This window comes from Neolewinella antarctica, from assembly GCF_011927835.1.
Classification (GTDB): Bacteria; Bacteroidota; Bacteroidia; order Chitinophagales; family Saprospiraceae; genus Neolewinella; species Neolewinella antarctica.
The window spans coordinates 456224-472829 of sequence record NZ_JAATJH010000003.1 but is presented as its reverse complement, the minus strand read 5'-3'; the positions used below and the strand labels follow the sequence as shown (position 1 = coordinate 472829).

Here is a 16606-nt window from a genome sequence, read left to right as displayed (position 1 = left end):
ATAAGCCCCTTAACAGCAATTATTCGGCCCGTATGCAAGACCTCCTCGACGATACAGATTTGACCATCCTCCGCATCCTTCAGCAGGACTCGAAAAAAACCGCCAAAGAAATCGCGGCCCATCTCGATCTCACGCCCTCCCCCATCTACGAGCGCATCCGCCGCCTGGAGCGCGCGGGCTACATCGCTGCCTACGTCGCGCTGCTGGACAAAAAACTGTTCCCCCAACTCGCCGTCACCGCCTTTTGCCAGGTTTCGATGCGGTACCACGACAGCAACTACATTGAGAAATTCGAGGCGCAAGTCCGGGAGCTCGAAGAAGTCCAGGAATGCTTCCACATGGCCGGTAAGGTGGACTTCATCCTCAAAGTCAACAGCGCCAGCCTCGACGATTACCACGACTTCATCCGCTACAAACTCTCGGCGATCGAGAACATCGGGGAGCTGAACAGCTCGTTCGTTCTGAAGGAGATTAAGCGGACGACGGCGCTTAATGTGTAACTACGCGGGGTCAAGCATATCTGGTCGGCAAAGACATTAAAGCAGGGTTCCTTCTACTTTGCTTTTCCCAAAGCGAGTCCCGACTTAGTCGGGACGACCGCGCCTATTGTACGTATAATCACACGGGCGCGGTCACGGGTGCCGGGTGAAGTGGATAGCGAGGATTGACTCATCTCTTGCGTACTCGATAAACCTCAAATTCAGACACCGCATCGCTCGCCAGACTGATGGGCGTACCGATCAACGTCCCGACATAATTTGTCCACTCCCATACTGAACAATTCGTACGTATCAAATTATTTTAACGCTCATCAAAAGATCAATTAGCTTGGTGGACTAAACCGTAAGTTTCGTTACATTAAGTCGTCGGCGTTTTGTGCTTGGTCAAGGCGCTAAAACCGGAGTGCAGCCGTAGCTGCATGAGGATTTTGGCAACGCGGACCAGGTTCAAAAGGACTAGACTTGGGTGTAATAGAACTTGCGGGTTGGTCCACTAGTAAGTTGACACAAAAAAGGGGAGCAACACAACGTTGCTCCCCTCCCCTATTCCTGGCACCCGCGACCGCGCCAAAGAATACACTGCATTAGCAAAACCCTAGCCGCGTGCCTCATTCACCAACTCGATACACTTGCTAGCCAGCGCTTCCATACCTTTAAAATCACTATTGGCCAGTAAATCCTTACGCAATAAACCGGAGCCCATACCGACGGCAACGGCACCTTCGTCAAACCAACGTTTAAGGTTATCCGCATCCGGCGAAACGCCACCCGTGACCATCACGTTCGTGCGCGGTGACGGGGCGAGAAGGGAGCTAATGAAACCCTTGGCGACAGCGTTTCCGGGGAAAATCTTGACAATCTCCGCACCCAAGCTTTCCGCCCGGCCGATCTCGGAAGGTGTGAAACAACCCGGCATCCAGGCTATTTTGCGACGGTTACACAAAGGCGCAAGCTCTTCCACCAACATCGGGCTGACGATGAAATCCGCCCCTAACTGAATGTACAGAGCCGCCGTCGGCGCGTCCACCACCGAACCGATACCCAGCGCGAGGTCCGGATAGTTCGCTCGGCAATGCTCGGCCACTACGTCAAAAACCTTGTGCGCGCCAATGCCACGGTTGGTAAATTCAAAACTGCGCATGCCACCCGCGTAAACGGCGTCGATGACTTTTTTCGCCTTGTCAACGTCCGCTACGTAAGCGAGGGGGACGATGCCCTGGTTCATTACGGTGCTGTATACTTCTAATCTGGTCATTTTGTTGGTCTTTGGTTTGTAGTCTGTGGTCTAGAGTCTGTGGTCTGAAGTCTGTGATCTAGAGTCTATGGTATTCAAACCACAGACCCTAGACCACAGACCTTAGACTTCTTTCTACCGGCTGACCCGGCCAGATCCATCCCCTTCCATCAAGCTCATTACCTCATCCACGGTAGCCAAATTAGCATCACCGAAAATAGAGTGCTTGAGCGCGGAAGCGGCAACGGCGAAGCGGAGGGCTTTATCGTCGTCGTCGGGCCAGGTCTGGAGGCTGTAGATCAGGCCACCCATGAAACTGTCACCGCCACCTACGCGGTCGACGATGTGGCTGAGTTGGTAGGTGGGAGCGGTGTACATCTTCTCGCCGTCCCACATGACGCCGGACCACGTATTGTGGCTGGCGGAGATGGACCCACGGAGCGTGGTGATGACTTTTTTAGCCTTCGGGAACCGCTTCATCAGCGCTTTACAGACGGGGAGGTAAGCCTCCGGGTCCATCGTGTCCCCTTTAGTCACGTCGACGGAGTCGGGGTGGATGTCGAAGTGCTTTTCGGCGTCTTCTTCGTTACCGAGAATGATGTCGCAGTGCTCGACGAGGGCGGGCATGATCTCCTGGGGAGATTTGCCGTAGTTCCAGAGCTTTTTGCGGTAGTTGAGGTCGGTGGAGATAGTGATGCCCTTCGAAGCGGCAACTTTACAAGCTTCCAGGCAAGCGTCGGCGGCGGATTGGCTCAGGGCCGGCGTGATGCCCGTCCAGTGGAACCAGTCGACGTCCGTGAAGACAGCATCCCAGTCGATCTCACCGGGCTCGATGGTGGCCATGCCGGAGTGATCGCGATCGTAGACCACTTTCGAGCCACGCTGCATGGCACCGGTTTCGAGGAAGTAAATACCGAGGCGTTCCCCACCGCGGACGACGTGGCTAGTATCCACGTTTCGGCTACGCAGCGCGTTCATGGCGCAATCACCGATGTCGTTCTTGGGGATGCGCGTTACAAAACGGGCGTCCATGCCGTAGTTGGCTAGCGTGACGGCTACGTTACTTTCGCCGCCTCCGTAGATGACTTCGAAGGTGTCCGCTTGAGAAAAACGTTTCCAGCCAGGAGGGCTGAGGCGAAGCATAATCTCGCCAAAGGTTACGATGCGTGGCATAGTGTGGGTTGTATTAAGTTAATTAAATTTTGTGTTGCTGGTTACACATCTGATGAACTTTTTAAAATATTCGCTTCGCTTCAATTTTAAAAAGATGCATCCGATGAGAACCATCATAAATTATCGTTTTTAAGGACATGATAACCTATCTGCGCATTGATTCTTGCAATTATCATGTTCGCTCAGTTCCAGTCGTACGTATTATATATATATATATGGAATGTTCACCTACTTTTGGGCAGTCCTCATCGGATGCATCTTCCAAATATTATTGTTGCACAACAATATTTGGAAGTTCATCAGATGTGTGACTGCCCTCAAGACATATGCTCCTCCAATTTCACGTCGTCAACCCGGTAAAGCTCCGGACCACCCTTGACACCGGGCTTTTTCTCGGCCGTATTGATTAAAAAATCGTAGGAAAGTATTTTACGCCGGAAATTACGCCGGTCGAGTTCTTCTCCGAGGATAGCTTCGTAAACTTCCTGCGCTTCTTTCAGCGTGAAGCTTTCCGGAAGCAAGTGAAAAGCCAAGGGTTGGGAACGAAGTTCTTGTTTTAGTGCTTCGTAGGCGTCATCCAGAATAATGCGATGATCGAAGCCTAACTCGGGCAGTTCATTTAGTGCGCACCATCTTGCCTGGTCTAGGTGCTCGCGAGCGATGGGGTCGTGATCTTCCGGGCTGACGAGGGCAAAATAGGAAGAGGTGATCACTCGCCGTACGGGGTGGCGGTTTACCGCGCTGTAAGTAGCTACTTGGTGCATCGGAATGTCCTCAACGTTCACCAAGTCCCGAAGAACCCTGATCGCGGCATCTTCCAAAGTCTCATTCTGATACATCGCGCCGCCGGGCAGAACCCAGTCGCCACGGTAAGGCTCCACGGCCCGTCGGACGAGTAAGACCCGCAGCGAATCGTCCGCAAAACCAAAGATGGCGCAATCTACCGTCAGCGTTACTGCGTGGCTGTCCGTCGTTACCCTCGGTGAATACTCGGTTTTCATGGTTGTAGTCGCTTGAGCTGACGGTTGGTTGGCCAGGAGGTGAATTGATGGTTATTTATTAAAATGGAACATAGAGGTAAGATTAAAGACAATAGACATCAGACTAAAGACCTCAGACCCTAGACTACAGACCATTACCGTCCCATCCAACCGCCATCAACCAGCATCACGGCGCCGGTCACGTAATCGGAAGCGGCACTCGCCAAGAAAACGATCGGCCCTTTGAAATCTTGCGGCTGCCCCCAGCGCCCGGCCGGGATGCGACCGAGGATGGATTTACTTCGCTCTTCGTTGTCCTGTAGTGCCTGGGTATTGTCGGTCGCGATGTAGCCCGGCGCGATGGCGTTTACCTGCACGCCTTTGCTGGCCCATTCGTTGGATAGCGCCATGGTTAACTGACCAATCGCTCCCTTAGAGGCTGCGTAACCCGGAACGGTGATCCCACCCTGGAACGTGAGCAGCGAAGCGGTAAAGATGATCTTCCCTTTTCCGCGCTCGATCATGTCCCGTCCGAACTCACGAGCGAGAATAAACTGCGCCGTTTGGTTAACCTCAATTACTTTATCCCAGTATTCATCGGAGTGCGTAGCGGCCGGCTCCCGCAGGATTGTCCCGGCGTTATTCACCAGAATATCCGGCGTCCCGTGATCCGACTTTACTTGCTTGATGAAAGCGTGGAGTGCTTCCCGATTACTAAAATCACACTGATAGGCCGTGAATTTCCGACCTAAATTTTCAACGGCTTTACCGATGTCTGACCCGGCTGATTTTAGGCTTGCCGAGACACCGATGATGTCAGCCCCAGCTTCCGCCAGGCCGACGGCCATGGCGAAACCAATGCCGCGCTTACACCCGGTTACCAATGCGGTCTTGCCCGCTAAATTGAATTGCTCTAAGATCATGGTCGATATGATTGATTGGGTTGATTCGCTTTCGCAATGCAGCGTATTGTATCTATCTCAATTAAAGTACGGCTTCAACCGGTGATTCGAGGTGGCACATTAGCTACTTACCACCCCGAATCACGATTTAGCGCTTGAGTTAAGCAATTTACCGTACCGTAGATAAAGGCGCAGCGTCCATATCCGTGAATGCTTGGTTCTCACCGGCCATGCCCCAAACAAAACGGTAAGCGCTCGTGCCGGCACCGCTGTGAATACTCCACGGTGGGGAGATTACGGCTTCAAAGTTCCGGACCGCAATGTGCTTCGTTTCCGTGGGCTTACCCATGAAGTGCATCACCAGTTCCTCGCCAGGAATGTCGAAGTAGAGGTAGACTTCCATCCGCCGTTCGTGCGTGTGGGGCGGGAAGGTGTTCCAGATGTTTCCGGGGAGGAGTTCCGTCCAACCCATGACGAGCTGGCAACTCTGGACGCCGTTCTCGTGGATGTACTGATAAAGGACGCGGTTGTTAGCGTGCTCATCGTCGCCGAGCTCCAGCCGGTTGGCTTCGGCCTGGGTTGCCTTCGTCGTCGGGTATTCTTTGTGGGCGGGGGCGGAGTTGAGGTAGAATTTCGCCGGTTTGCCGCCGTCGTTGCTGGAAAAGGTGACGGATTTACTGCCGCGGCCGACGTAGAGGCAGTCGAAGCGGGCAAGTTGGTACGTCGTCCCGTCCACGTTTACGCTACCTGCGTCGCCGAGGTTTAAGACGCCGAGTTCGCGGCGTTCGAGGAAGTACTCCGCCTTCAGATCATCGTCGTTAGGTAGTTCGAGCGGGCCGGAAGTGGGCATCGCGCCGCCAAAAATAAAGCGGTCGTAATGAGAGTAGACGAGTTCGATCTTACCGGCCACCATCATATTTTGGGCGAGGAATTCGTCGCGCGTCTGGTCGGTGGTAAAGGTTCTGAAGTGTTCGGGGTGGACGCCGTAGCGGGTTTGCATGGTTGTATATTTTTTATTGTGTCAAATGTACACAGAAAAGAGGAAACTTTCTAAGTGGGGGGCAATTTACCTGGTTTACGGCACTTCATCACCTGATAAATTATGCGATTGGCCGATTAGCGATGCCTAGTGGCCCAAAACTACTTCTCCCCACCAAGCGTCACGAACCGTGAGCGCGCAGTGAGGAGAAACAATCAGTTGGGGTGTACTGATACGACGCTTACTTCATCTTCCGAACTTCCGACCCAGCCATCAAAAAAGCGCCGGTACCGAAGTTCTGCCAGCTATCGGCCGAGGCTGGCCTGGGGTCGTAACCGATGTTTTGTACCCAGCCGATCTTACCGTCGGAGAGCTGCACCGTTTCCAGCGCCGCCCAGGCTTTCTTGACGGCCGGTCCGTACTCTTTCTTATCGAGAACGCCATTGTTTATACCCCAAGCCAGTGCAAAAGTATAGAAACCGGAGCCGCTCGTTTCGCCGTGGTCGAACGCACCGGGGTCGAGCAAGCTTACGCGCCACAAGCCGTCTGCTGGCTGGATACTTTTGACCTTCGCCGCCATCTCCTTATAAAGGTCGAGGTACCAACCGTAGTGTTCCCAGTCCTTCGGCATTTCTTCGAGCATCATCGCCAAACCGCCCATCACCCAGCCATTACCACGGCTCCAAAATATTTTCTTACCGTTGGCACCCTTGCGGTCATCATCCGAGCCCGTCCAGAGAAAGCGGTTATCGCGGGCGAAAAGGTGCTCTTCCTGGTCGTAGAGCAGGTCGTAGGTTTCCGTGTAATACTTATGCATATCGTCGAGGTACTTCCGGTCGTTCTTCAGGTTCGACCAGCGTACGATAACGGGCGGGGCCATGAACAGGGCGTCGCACCACCACCACAGAATGGGCTCCATTTCTTCGGTGTTGCCCTCTTTCCATTTGTGGTCTTTGTACAGGTGGTCCTGCAGCCACTGGCCGGTGGGCTCCAGGTTGACAACCGCGGGGTTTTCCTCGTTGACCGTCAGGTAAGAGTAAGCAATGGCGACGTCATCCGCGTGAAAGTAGCGGTTGTAGGTTTTCCAGTCGGTGCGTCCTCCCATGTCCTCGAGGGCCTTGAGAAAAACGGGGTTGCCGGTCGATTCGTAGGAACGCGCGACACCAGTGTAGTAGGCGCCGTTCGTCCAGTCCGTCGGATCCTTACCGATGGGGTTGGCTTCCTGCCACTTCATGGCGTCGACCATCTTAGCTTCGATGACGGCCGGGCTGCTCAGTTTAGCCGTGGAAGATTTAGGGGCGCTGCCGCAGGATGCCAGGAAAAGACAAAGGAGCAGGGGAATGGTGGTTCGGATAAGCGTCATGATTTACTTTTAGTGTTTGATCGAATGCGAAAAGCACGGTACGCACTTTCCGGGTGCTAAGATAAACTGTGTTTGTTTAACATAGTTTGCCAACGTTCAACTATTTGAGGGCAGTCGACCAAGCAGGTATGCGTCCTGGTTTGATTTAGCCAGTCCATATGTCATTACGAAGGAACAATACTTCAGGCGTCCGCATCCCGTGACCCAAGGGGGATAGATCCAACTTCTTTCGTTAGCTTAGATGAGGTAGAAGGATCAATAAATTACCAACGGAAGCGAAGCTGAACTCGGTACGAGGTGATCGGATCAATAAATTACTAGCGGAAGCAAAGCTAATACCAGTTATTTTCGGTCCGAGAGCTCGAAGAACCAACACCACCCCGTAAATCATCAAAAAGAATTCACGTTAATCTCCAACAAGTTCTTCCCCGGCAAGAGCCGCACCGATCCGAAAGCCAGGTTAACTTTCTTTCCGTTCAAGCTCAGTGCCTGCCCGTCGTCAAGCGGCAGGGTAAATTCCCCCACCATGTTAGCGGGCAGCTCGATGGTATAAACTTGCTTCCGGTCGCTCACCCACTTAAAGTCCGCATTAATCGGCCCGCGCAGCGTAGGTACTTTAATACTGGACTCTTTTAAATTACCCAAACTCGGCCGGATCGTCGCCACCCCGTAACCCGGCGTCTTCGGCTGGATGCCCCAGAGTTGGCGGGGAATGATATTAGCCGGCGCGGCACCCCAGGCGTGGTTCCAGTCCAGGTTGGGTTTGTACTTGAACCCCCAGGCTTCCATCGAGACCGTAGAGCCCTCCCGAATCATATTGTACCAGTTGCGGTCACCGGTCGTATCGGCCAGCATTTCGAGTGCGTACTGGTCCATATCCGCTTCGTACAGGGCTTCCATCAGGTACTGAGAACCGTAGACGGAAGCCGCCATACCACGCGACTTGATGTATTCGCCAACCGACTTCTTATAATTATCCGGCACCATCCCGAAGGCCAGCGGGAACATGTTGGCGTGGACAGAACTGTGATCCGTCCCCTCACCATCCACGTAATAACCTTTCCCTCGGTCCAGCATCGTAGCGTTCACGGCCTGCTTCACTTTCAACGCGCGGAGCTCAAAGTCGAGCGCCTCGTCCGGCTTATCGAGCACGCGGGCGAACTCAGCCATGATGAGCATATTCTTATAAAACAGGGCATTAATGACCGTATTATTGGGCATAAACACGAAGCCGTCCCGCTCACCAGTCACCTCGGGGTTTCCCTGCCAGCCGGCGGGTGGCCAGTCGACGATGTCTTTCAGCACGTCCTTACGCTCCCCGAAGCCGAGCTTTTTCATGAACGCCGGCGTCACGCGGGTGGAGCTGACCATATTGTCTTCCCCCTGCAACTCGACCAGGGTCTTGTGCTTCAACTGGTCGTAGTATTTTTCGATTAGCTCGGTATTCCCCGTATACATGTAGTCGGCGTGAAACATCAGGGCAACGTGCTGCTGCCACTCCGTCGGCCAGGTCGGGTATTCCATGAAGTACTCGATGGTACGGCGGGCGATGGCGTATTCCCGGTCGGTGGTGTAGTGGCTCAACTGCTGTAAATAAGCGTCGGCTTCGTAGGGGATTCTTTCCCGGTCGCCGTCCACGTACAAGCCGGCGAAGGTGGTCATTTTGATGCTGTAGCGGCAGAAGTCCCAAATTTGGTTCAGAATGTCGTTGTCGGAGGTAAAAGAGCTGGCGTCATCATCCCAGTAGTTGGCATACATAAGTTGGGTGAAATCACTGCTTTTCATTCCGCTTACACCACTTGCGCCCAGTACTTCCGCATACCGAAAGGGCAGCAACACCGGAATACTATCCGGCAGGTGAATGGCCAGTGGCTTGGTATTCCGCTCGTCCGGCACGATGGGTAGTTGGTAGGTGTGGGTTCCCTTCATCACCGGCAGGGTGATTTCCTGGTAGCGGATGTGGCCACCCGGCACGGGATCGATGCGGCCGTTTTTAACGGACTCGCCGATCCGGATGGTCAGCGCGCCCTTTCGTTTTGCCGTGTGCTCAATTTCCATGTTGGCGTAAGCAGCTTTACCGAAATCGACGAAGAGCGCGTCCCCGCGCTGCTCCACCAAAACGGGTTTTATCCGCTCTAATTCGGTGATGTTTGTCGTCGTCAAGTAGTTTCCACCCGCATCACCTTTCGTTCCCGCGCCGTCGCTGGATAATGCGATGGAATTATTTGTCGTGGCATCCACCCCCCGAAATTGCTGTGATTCGGAATACCGGCTCAGACGGTTTACATCGTCCCATATTCTGACTTTCCAGAAATAGCTTTTATTCGGATCGAGCGCGAGGCCATCATACTCTATTCCAAAATTTTCCGGGTCCGCTACTTTTTTACTGTTCCAAACATCACCGTAATTAGCGTCGATATTAGTCCGGGACGAAGCCACCAACACCTGGTAAGCCGCCTGGAATTCAGCGCCCGACGGAACGACCCAGCCAAACTCCGGCGTCGGGTCGCGCAGCACGATCGTGGCCGGTTCGCGAATGTACTCGATAGATAGTTCCGCCGGCGCATCGGAGTAATTATCGCTGTATTCGGCGATTAATTGATTGCATTTCTTGCGCAGCGCCAGTAAGTTAGCGCGGTAATCCGGGTTTGAAGCCAGGTTGTTGATTTCCAGTGGGTCGTCATTTAAGTTGTACAATTCCTCCGCCCGCTGATCGTCGACGTAGCGGAAGTACTTCCAGTCTTTCGTGCGGACGCCCTCGCTGGGCGGGATTTTATCGAAATCCCAAATATGTTCGATGAGGACGGTATCGCGAACGGTGAGTTGTTTGGTCTGACCGTTGACGATGGGCAGCAAACTTTGTCCCTGGTAAGTAGCGGGTTGCCTAGCGCCGGCTAAATCGAGAATCGTAGCGGGCACGTCGATGTTGAGGGCCATAACGTCACTGTCGACGTGCCGCGGGCCGCGGGGGTCATACACGATCAGCGGAACGCGCACGGAGTTGTCGTACATCAGCCACTTGCCGGCCAGTTGTCGCTCGCCGAGGAAGTAGCCATTGTCGCCCATCACGATGATGACGGTATTATCGGCGATGCCTTTGCGTTCGAGTTCGGCGCGCAGTTTGCCAATTTCCAGGTCGATGCCGGAGAGCATACGGTAGTACCCTTTAACGCTGTGTTGGTATTTCTCCGGCGTGTCGTAGCGCCACGTCCAGCGGAGGCGATTGAAGCCGGCTTTGACGGGGCCGGGCAGGGCATCGAAGTATTTTTGGGCGCCAAGCGCGGGTGCCGGGATGGTAGTAGAAGCAAGAAGGTTGTCGGTTTCGGCCTGCCAGAAATACTGGTCTTCGGCGTTGTCGTGGGCGTGGGGGGCGGAGAAGTTGAGGGCTAAGCAGAAGGGCTCATCGGTACCGGCGTTCTTATCGAGAAAATCCAAGCCCTGCTGGCCCGTGTAGCGCGTTAGGTGGACGGTGTCGCCGTCGATGGTTTTGTAAAAGTAGCCCCGGCGGTCGGGGTAAGCACCGTTGCGGTCATAGGTTTCGTATTCGTCAAACATTTCGGCTTCGCCCTGATAACGGATGCCGTATTTTCCGTAGAAACCAGTGTGGTAACCGTTGCCCCGAAGCACCGTTGGGTAGGCGTTTTCCATGTATTCCTCGCGAATATCACCCGTCTGGAAATTAAACCGGTGCGTCCGTTCGTACACGCCCGAAAGGATGCTCGCCCGGCTGGCCGCGCAGATCGGCGTGGTGACCATGGCGTGATTAAAGTAACTCCCTTCCGCCGCCAGCTTGTCCATCTCCGGCGTGCTGATCAGTTCGTTGCCCGCGTAGCCGATGGCGTCGAAGCGCTGGTCATCGGTGAGGATAAAGATGATGTTGGGTCGGTCGGTCGTGGGTGTTTGAGCACGCAAGATCGGAGAAATAAGCCCGCACAGTAGACACAGAAGAAGGGCATTAGCACTGTTCATCGGGTAGCTAAGTTGTTGCATGGATCAAAATTGCTGCTTTCGCAGATGAAACTTGGATTGTTAAATCCGACATTTCCGACGGAAGGGTATCCTGTAGCGTCCTGACCGTAGTCTAACAACTTAGGATTTGTGAATTTATAGCGATGTTATTTTTTCTGTTGGCAAGGCGAAAAACGTAGGAGACGCCGTAGCGTCGGCGAGGCTTTTCAACGCAGCCAACAGGAAAAAGGACAAGCTAGGAATCACAAATCCTGGGTTGTTAGACTATAAAGGTTGAATCTCGAATTAAGAAGTGTTCCTTCGTAACCTTGCGTTACCAATTTACCCGGCACCCGCGACCGCGCCCCCATTGTCACTCCCTTAGTGGGTAGTAATCGCTCCTTCCAGCCAAAAAACCATCCTTAATTAACTGATGTTACGCAGGTTTTTTCAGCCACGCAGCACGAAGTACTGCGAATCACAACACAATGACACAGAAAAGCTCTTCTCGGCTACGCCAGAGCACTTTCTACCACGCTTTTGTGGTTCCGTGTTTTTGTGGCAAAATCCGGCTGTGTAAGGTCCATTAGTTGAGCACCACCCGCTTGCTCTTGCGCACGCCACCGGCCAGCATCAGGTGCACGAAATAAGCCCCCTTTGGCAAGCCCCCGAGGTTCGCCGACAACCGGTGTTCTCCGGCTAAGAATTGCCGGTCGGCAATCACCCGAACCTGCCGCCCGTAGGCATCGAACACGCTCAGGCGGACCCGCTCGTTCCCGGAGATAAAAGTCAGCGTTACCGCATCATTCGTCGGGTTGGGCACCACGCCGAGATCGATGCGGCGCAAGCCCGGCCGGCCATCACTCGTGGAAGTCACCCGACAATTATTTATAAGGGGAATGTGCGTGAACTCATCCATCAACAGATCTTTGACGGACTCCTTGCCCACGCCGAACCAATCCATCAGAATGGAGCCGTAGACGTTGCGAAAGTCGTACTGCATCGGCACGCCTTCTCCCCGCTCGATGCCGCCGGACAGCTCGACGTTATCACCCACTACCCCGCCACTGACACAACTCCCGAAGACAAACATCGGCGCGGCATCCCCGTGGTCAGTTCCCGAGCTACCGTTCGACTTGATCTGGCGGCCGAACTCGGAATAGGTCATGCCGATCACCCGATCTTCCAGGCCGAGCGCAGCCAGGTCCGACTGGAACGCGGCAATGGCATCGGAAAGCGTTTTGAGCAAGTTGGCGTGCGTGCCACGCGTGTTGTCGCCGACGACCTGGTCGGCGTGGGTATCGAACCCTCCTAAATCAACTACGTATATCTTGGTGTTTAACCCACCGGAAATGAGGCGCGCGACGTCCCTCAGATTGGCGGCAAGTTTATTACCGTTCGGGTATTCCGCCTCGGAATTTCCTTTCGCCGCGGCCGCCCCCACGACGGTGGCGTATTCGTTCGTCTGGGAAATGGTCGTGCGCAACCAAGCGAGCTCCCGGCCGTAGGGCGTATCGAGCGAAGCACCGCCCGCGAAGACGGGGAGCTGACCCACCCGGTTAATGTCCGTCAGTGCGATGCTGAAGTTGCCGCCCGCCCCCTGGCACGTTTCGGAGACCGAATCCCCCAGGACGATGGCGAAGGGGTCGGGATTATCCACGTTCGGGTAGGCGGTGGGGTAATTGGGAAATTCCTCGTCCAGAGCCCGGCCCAACCAACCGCGGTTGAGCACTTCGGTGCTCGCCGAACCGGTGTTCATGATGTCAGTCGACCGAAAATGAGACCGGTTTTGCTCCGGATAGCCAACCCCCTGGAGAATGGTCATTTTCCCCGCGTCGTACACCTCCCGAACGCCAGTGAGCGCGGGGTGTAGCCCAACGGCATCCTCAATCTTTAGCACTTTCTGATCGGGGACGACCACGTTGCTGCGCAGGGAGGTGAGCGCGGCGTACTGGTCCAGCGGCAGCACCGTATTGAGGCCGTCGTTACCACCGATCAACTGGATCAAGACGAGAACCTTGTCATTATCCGCCATTTCGCCCGCCAACCAGGGCTGGGTGAGCGCGGAGAGCTTTACCTGGTTGAACAGCAAGGGCAGCGGGAGAATGGAGGCGCGGCGGAGGAAGGAACGGCGTTTCATTTTTAGGTCTTTAGTCTAGGGTCTTTTGGTCTAAGGTCTTTGGTCTAGAGTCTGTGGTCTAGGGTCTTTGGTCTGTGGTCTTTGGTCTTCTAACTGAGTTGGAATTCGGGCATTTCGAGCATCGCTTTGACCATACGGCGTAGGTTGACTTCGAGGGCCGCGCTGAGGTTCGTGTCGTTTGGGTTAGCGCGGTGTTCGCTGTATTCTACGGCCCACTGGGTGTCGGGCAGGCCGGGGAGGAGGATGTTTTTTAGGAAGGTGATCTGGGTTTCCGGGAGTGGCCGGGGGAAGAGTAGACTGACCCACTCACCGATCATGGGCAAGAGTTCGGCTGGCTGCGGGAACTGACGGACCTGATCGAGCAGGCTGTACGTGACGGGGCCGAAATCTTCCAGTTTCGAGGTGGACGAAAACAAGTTGTCGACAATTTTTTGCCGCAGCGGTAGGGTCGTAGCGCTGATCCACTGGCGGTAGAAAAGGGGCTCTTGGTAGTAGGCCTTCCAACCGGCTACGGTGGGTGGGTTGAAGTCGGACATGCCGAGTTGCTCGGTTCGTTTCCAGGTAGCGAAATAGAAATCTTCGGCTTTCCCGCCGGCCACCGGTTGTACTTCCAGTTGGCGGAGGGTCCCGACTACGGATCGGATCGGGTTTTTGATCATCGGCCCCTGGCTGGCGACGTCGAAAAAGTGCTCGCTCGCAAACAAGGCCCGCAGGACGGGCTTCATCTCGTAATCCGCGGCGCGCAAGATCGCGGCTAACGGCTCGATCACGTTGGCCTCCACCTCGTCGGTGATCTCGTGGTAGACGAACCACCGGTAAAGCTTGCGGGTGATGTAGCGGGATACTTCGTCTTGCTCGAAAATCAGTTTGACCAGTGCTTTGTAGGTATTCCTTCCCGAGCTGGCCAGCTGCTGGTTACCGAAGCGTTCGCTGAGTTGGACGGTTCCGGAATCGTGGCGGGCCGGGATAAACAGGGGGGTGATGCTGTCATTACTCGACGAGCGGACGGCGCGGGTCCGCCACCCCGTGAGGGAGCGGGCGATGGCCCGGATGTCGTCTTCGGTGTAATTCGTGTAGTCGCCGGGGCCGACCTGCGGTCCCTTCCCGATCGTAAAGAGCTCCAGCAACTCCCGGGCGTAATTCTCGTTTGGAAATTCTTCCGTGCTGCGGTTTCCGTTCAGAAACACCAGCATCACGGCGTCGACCGTCATTACTTTGACCAGCTCCCGGAAGTTACCCGTGGCGTTTTCGCGCAGGCTGTTCATGTGTACGTAGTTCCAGCGAATGTCGTTGTAGAAACTGGTAGAAAAGTGGTTGTGCCAGAAGAGCACCATCGTCTCGCGGGTGCTGAGGCCTTCTTCGACCCGTAGTTGATTGAGCCAGCCCCGCAGGCTGTTGCGGCGGGCCCGGATGCTGCGCCCGTTGTCGTCGGCTTGGTACGGTCGGTCGACCCAGGTTTGGCCGTCCGGGGCAAAAATGTTCGGGTGGGAACTGACGGGCGGTGGTGGGAGGGGCAGGTCTTCCAGCAGCCGGTCGATCGTTCCGTCGAGGCCGAGGCTGGTCGCTTCCCGTTGCGTAGCGAACGTGGCTCCGAAAGTAGCGCGGCTGAGGAGATGGCCGGCTTCCTGGCTCGTCCACGGGCCAGCGTAGGGAGTGAGGCCGTTGCTTAAAGATTGAGAGGGCGCGGCCGCCCCGACTAAATGCGGGGCTAGCTGACGCGTCGCCGGTGCCAGGTTTGGACGTAAGAAAGCACGGCGGCTGAGGGTGGTCGATTTCGACATGATCGTTCGGAATTACAATAGGGGCACGATGGACTTCGGCAAACAAAATGCTACCGCCGTCGAATTTAGGTGGCTCTAAAATAGTGGTTTTAACGGCGATCCCGATTGCTAATTTTTTGATGTTAGTGTAAGGTACCGTCGAGACCAGCATTAGTAATGATCATTGTTTTCCGTTGACCGTGACCGGTATCCGCTACTGGGCTCTGCCTTTATTTAAAGTGCTACGCTTCACTTACCGTAGTTATTTAACCGTTCCTAGCGTACTGACTCGTCGTAACCCCAGCTCCTAATTGAGATCACATCGCACCCGCGACAGCGCCAAATAATTCTCCTCGAAAATTGGGCACCAGCCGAGCAACCGCGCCACGCGGAAAAGGTGCAAATCAGGGCAAATGAGTCAGCGCATTATGAACTTTACCGACCGGCACACCGACCGACGCGACAATCCCCTTCGATAATATGTGCGAATGACACAGTTCTAGCCTTATATTTGACAACAACTTAATCGCGCCCTTATGCACATCAGATTACTGCTAGTCCTCCAGCTATTTATGTTCGGCGTGGCCGACCTCGTTGGGCAATTTACCTTTGTTGAGGCGGATGGGATCGTCCGGGTCGACGCCGAATCGACTGGGGAACTGGGGGAGTGGGAGAAGCGCAGCGGGATCGAAGGATTCATCGGCGACGGCTACCTCGAATACACTGGAGGCAATAAGTTTAACAACCCGGGTACGTCACTCCTTTCTTACAAAGTCCGCATTACCACCACCGGCACCTACCGCATTCGCTGGAGAAGCCGGATTACGGCGCCCGGCGAGCGGACCGAATTCAACGATTCTTGGTTACGCGTACCCGACGCTACCCTCTTTTACGCCGAGAAAGCCGACGGCAGCCGGGTCTTCCCCAAAGGGAGTGGTCTGATGCCCGTTCCGGAGGGCTCCGGTAGCGGTGGCTGGTTCAAAGTGTACCAGAACCGGGCCGACCAGTGGACCTGGCAGACCTCCACGAACGATAACGACCCTTTCGATATTTACGCCACGTTCGACGCGCCGGGTGATTACACCGTAGAAATTTCCGGGCGGTCGAAGGGTCACGCGATCGACCGGTTTGTCTTGGCACGTTCCGGGGTCGCCAGCTCCCTGGCGGAAGATCTGACCCAACCGGAATCCGCACGGGCGACAACGTCGGTCATCAGCCGGGAAGCCCAGCCACTGCGCGTAGCCCCCAACCCCGCAACCGATCACCTCACTATTTCATTGCCGGATGACCTGACTGCGGGCAGTTACCAAATAGTGATCCACGACTTTTCCGGCCAGCAAGTTCACGCGGACACCCTCACCCTGCGGGCGGGAATGACCCACCGGATTAGGACCGAGCACCTGCCCCCGGGCGCTTACGCATTATCCGTGAGTAGCGCGGGAACGTTGTACCGTACTAAGTTTACGCGTTAAGTTGGGAGAAGTTGCCGCCCGGGATGACTTGCCACGGCATCCGCGCCGGGTGGAGTTGCCGCCAATCCGAATGCGTCCGGTGCCGGTACGTCCGTAGCCGGACCGATCGCCCGGTTTGTCGTATTTTATGAACCAACCAGGTTTGGTTCACCGGC

At 55.1% G+C, this 16606-nt stretch carries 11 protein-coding genes; 2 read left to right on the top strand and 9 right to left on the bottom strand.

Going from position 1 to position 16606, the window contains the following annotated elements:
• The first annotated feature begins 32 nt into the window (after nt 1-32).
• Entirely contained in the window at nt 33-500 is a 468-nt protein-coding gene (locus GGR27_RS11820) for an Lrp/AsnC family transcriptional regulator (protein ID WP_168037655.1), read from the top strand.
• Between the two features lie 595 nt (nt 501-1095).
• Here the strand turns inward: GGR27_RS11820 and GGR27_RS11815 are convergent.
• From GGR27_RS11815 to GGR27_RS11775, 9 genes are all read right to left on the bottom strand, one after another.
• Complete coding sequence (locus tag GGR27_RS11815; protein WP_168037654.1) at nt 1096-1755, bottom strand: bifunctional 4-hydroxy-2-oxoglutarate aldolase/2-dehydro-3-deoxy-phosphogluconate aldolase; 660 nt, start codon at nt 1753-1755, stop codon at nt 1096-1098.
• 114 nt (nt 1756-1869) lie between these two features.
• Entirely contained in the window at nt 1870-2907 is a 1038-nt protein-coding gene (locus GGR27_RS11810; RefSeq protein ID WP_168037653.1) for a sugar kinase, read from the bottom strand.
• Between the two features lie 317 nt (nt 2908-3224).
• Complete coding sequence (locus tag GGR27_RS11805; protein WP_168037652.1) at nt 3225-3908, bottom strand: NUDIX hydrolase; 684 nt, start codon at nt 3906-3908, stop codon at nt 3225-3227.
• Between the two features lie 134 nt (nt 3909-4042).
• The gene (locus tag GGR27_RS11800) at nt 4043-4807 is read right to left on the bottom strand and encodes an SDR family oxidoreductase (RefSeq protein WP_320060355.1); all 765 of its coding nucleotides are present in this window, start codon (nt 4805-4807) and stop codon (nt 4043-4045) included.
• Between the two features lie 151 nt (nt 4808-4958).
• A complete protein-coding gene (kduI, locus tag GGR27_RS11795) occupies nt 4959-5789 on the bottom strand; it encodes a 5-dehydro-4-deoxy-D-glucuronate isomerase (RefSeq protein ID WP_168037650.1) in 831 nt (276 codons plus the stop codon).
• 220 nt (nt 5790-6009) lie between these two features.
• Complete coding sequence (locus tag GGR27_RS11790; protein ID WP_168037649.1) at nt 6010-7131, bottom strand: glycoside hydrolase family 88/105 protein; 1122 nt, start codon at nt 7129-7131, stop codon at nt 6010-6012.
• Nucleotides 7132-7521: 390 nt separating this feature from the next.
• Nucleotides 7522-11121 carry a sulfatase-like hydrolase/transferase gene (locus GGR27_RS11785; RefSeq protein ID WP_245184623.1) on the bottom strand — a complete coding sequence of 1200 codons (3600 nt, stop codon included), beginning with the start codon at nt 11119-11121 and terminating at the stop codon, nt 7522-7524.
• Nucleotides 11122-11665: 544 nt separating this feature from the next.
• Nucleotides 11666-13219: a DUF1501 domain-containing protein gene (locus GGR27_RS11780; protein ID WP_168037648.1), complete on the bottom strand. Its 1554-nt coding sequence runs from the start codon at nt 13217-13219 to the stop codon at nt 11666-11668.
• Nucleotides 13220-13308: 89 nt separating this feature from the next.
• Entirely contained in the window at nt 13309-15000 is a 1692-nt protein-coding gene (locus GGR27_RS11775; protein ID WP_168037647.1) for a DUF1800 domain-containing protein, read from the bottom strand.
• A gap of 515 nt (nt 15001-15515) precedes the next feature.
• Between GGR27_RS11775 and GGR27_RS11770 the strand changes: the two genes are divergently transcribed.
• Nucleotides 15516-16451, top strand: coding sequence for a T9SS type A sorting domain-containing protein (locus tag GGR27_RS11770; protein WP_168037646.1), 936 nt, complete (start codon nt 15516-15518; stop codon nt 16449-16451).
• Nucleotides 16452-16606 lie beyond the last annotated feature (155 nt).

What these genes read in the sequence shown, in the direction of transcription:
- GGR27_RS11820 (WP_168037655.1), top strand. Translation starts at nt 33, where the DNA reads ATGCAAGACCTCCTCGACGATACAGATTTGACCATCCTCCGCATCCTT.
- GGR27_RS11815 (WP_168037654.1), bottom strand. Translation starts at nt 1,755, where the DNA reads ATGACCAGATTAGAAGTATACAGCACCGTAATGAACCAGGGCATCGTC.
- GGR27_RS11810 (WP_168037653.1), bottom strand. Translation starts at nt 2,907, where the DNA reads ATGCCACGCATCGTAACCTTTGGCGAGATTATGCTTCGCCTCAGCCCT.
- GGR27_RS11805 (WP_168037652.1), bottom strand. Translation starts at nt 3,908, where the DNA reads ATGAAAACCGAGTATTCACCGAGGGTAACGACGGACAGCCACGCAGTA.
- kduI (WP_168037650.1), bottom strand. Translation starts at nt 5,789, where the DNA reads ATGCAAACCCGCTACGGCGTCCACCCCGAACACTTCAGAACCTTTACC.
- GGR27_RS11790 (WP_168037649.1), bottom strand. Translation starts at nt 7,131, where the DNA reads ATGACGCTTATCCGAACCACCATTCCCCTGCTCCTTTGTCTTTTCCTG.
- GGR27_RS11785 (WP_245184623.1), bottom strand. Translation starts at nt 11,121, where the DNA reads ATGCAACAACTTAGCTACCCGATGAACAGTGCTAATGCCCTTCTTCTG.
- GGR27_RS11780 (WP_168037648.1), bottom strand. Translation starts at nt 13,219, where the DNA reads ATGAAACGCCGTTCCTTCCTCCGCCGCGCCTCCATTCTCCCGCTGCCC.
- GGR27_RS11775 (WP_168037647.1), bottom strand. Translation starts at nt 15,000, where the DNA reads ATGTCGAAATCGACCACCCTCAGCCGCCGTGCTTTCTTACGTCCAAAC.
- GGR27_RS11770 (WP_168037646.1), top strand. Translation starts at nt 15,516, where the DNA reads ATGCACATCAGATTACTGCTAGTCCTCCAGCTATTTATGTTCGGCGTG.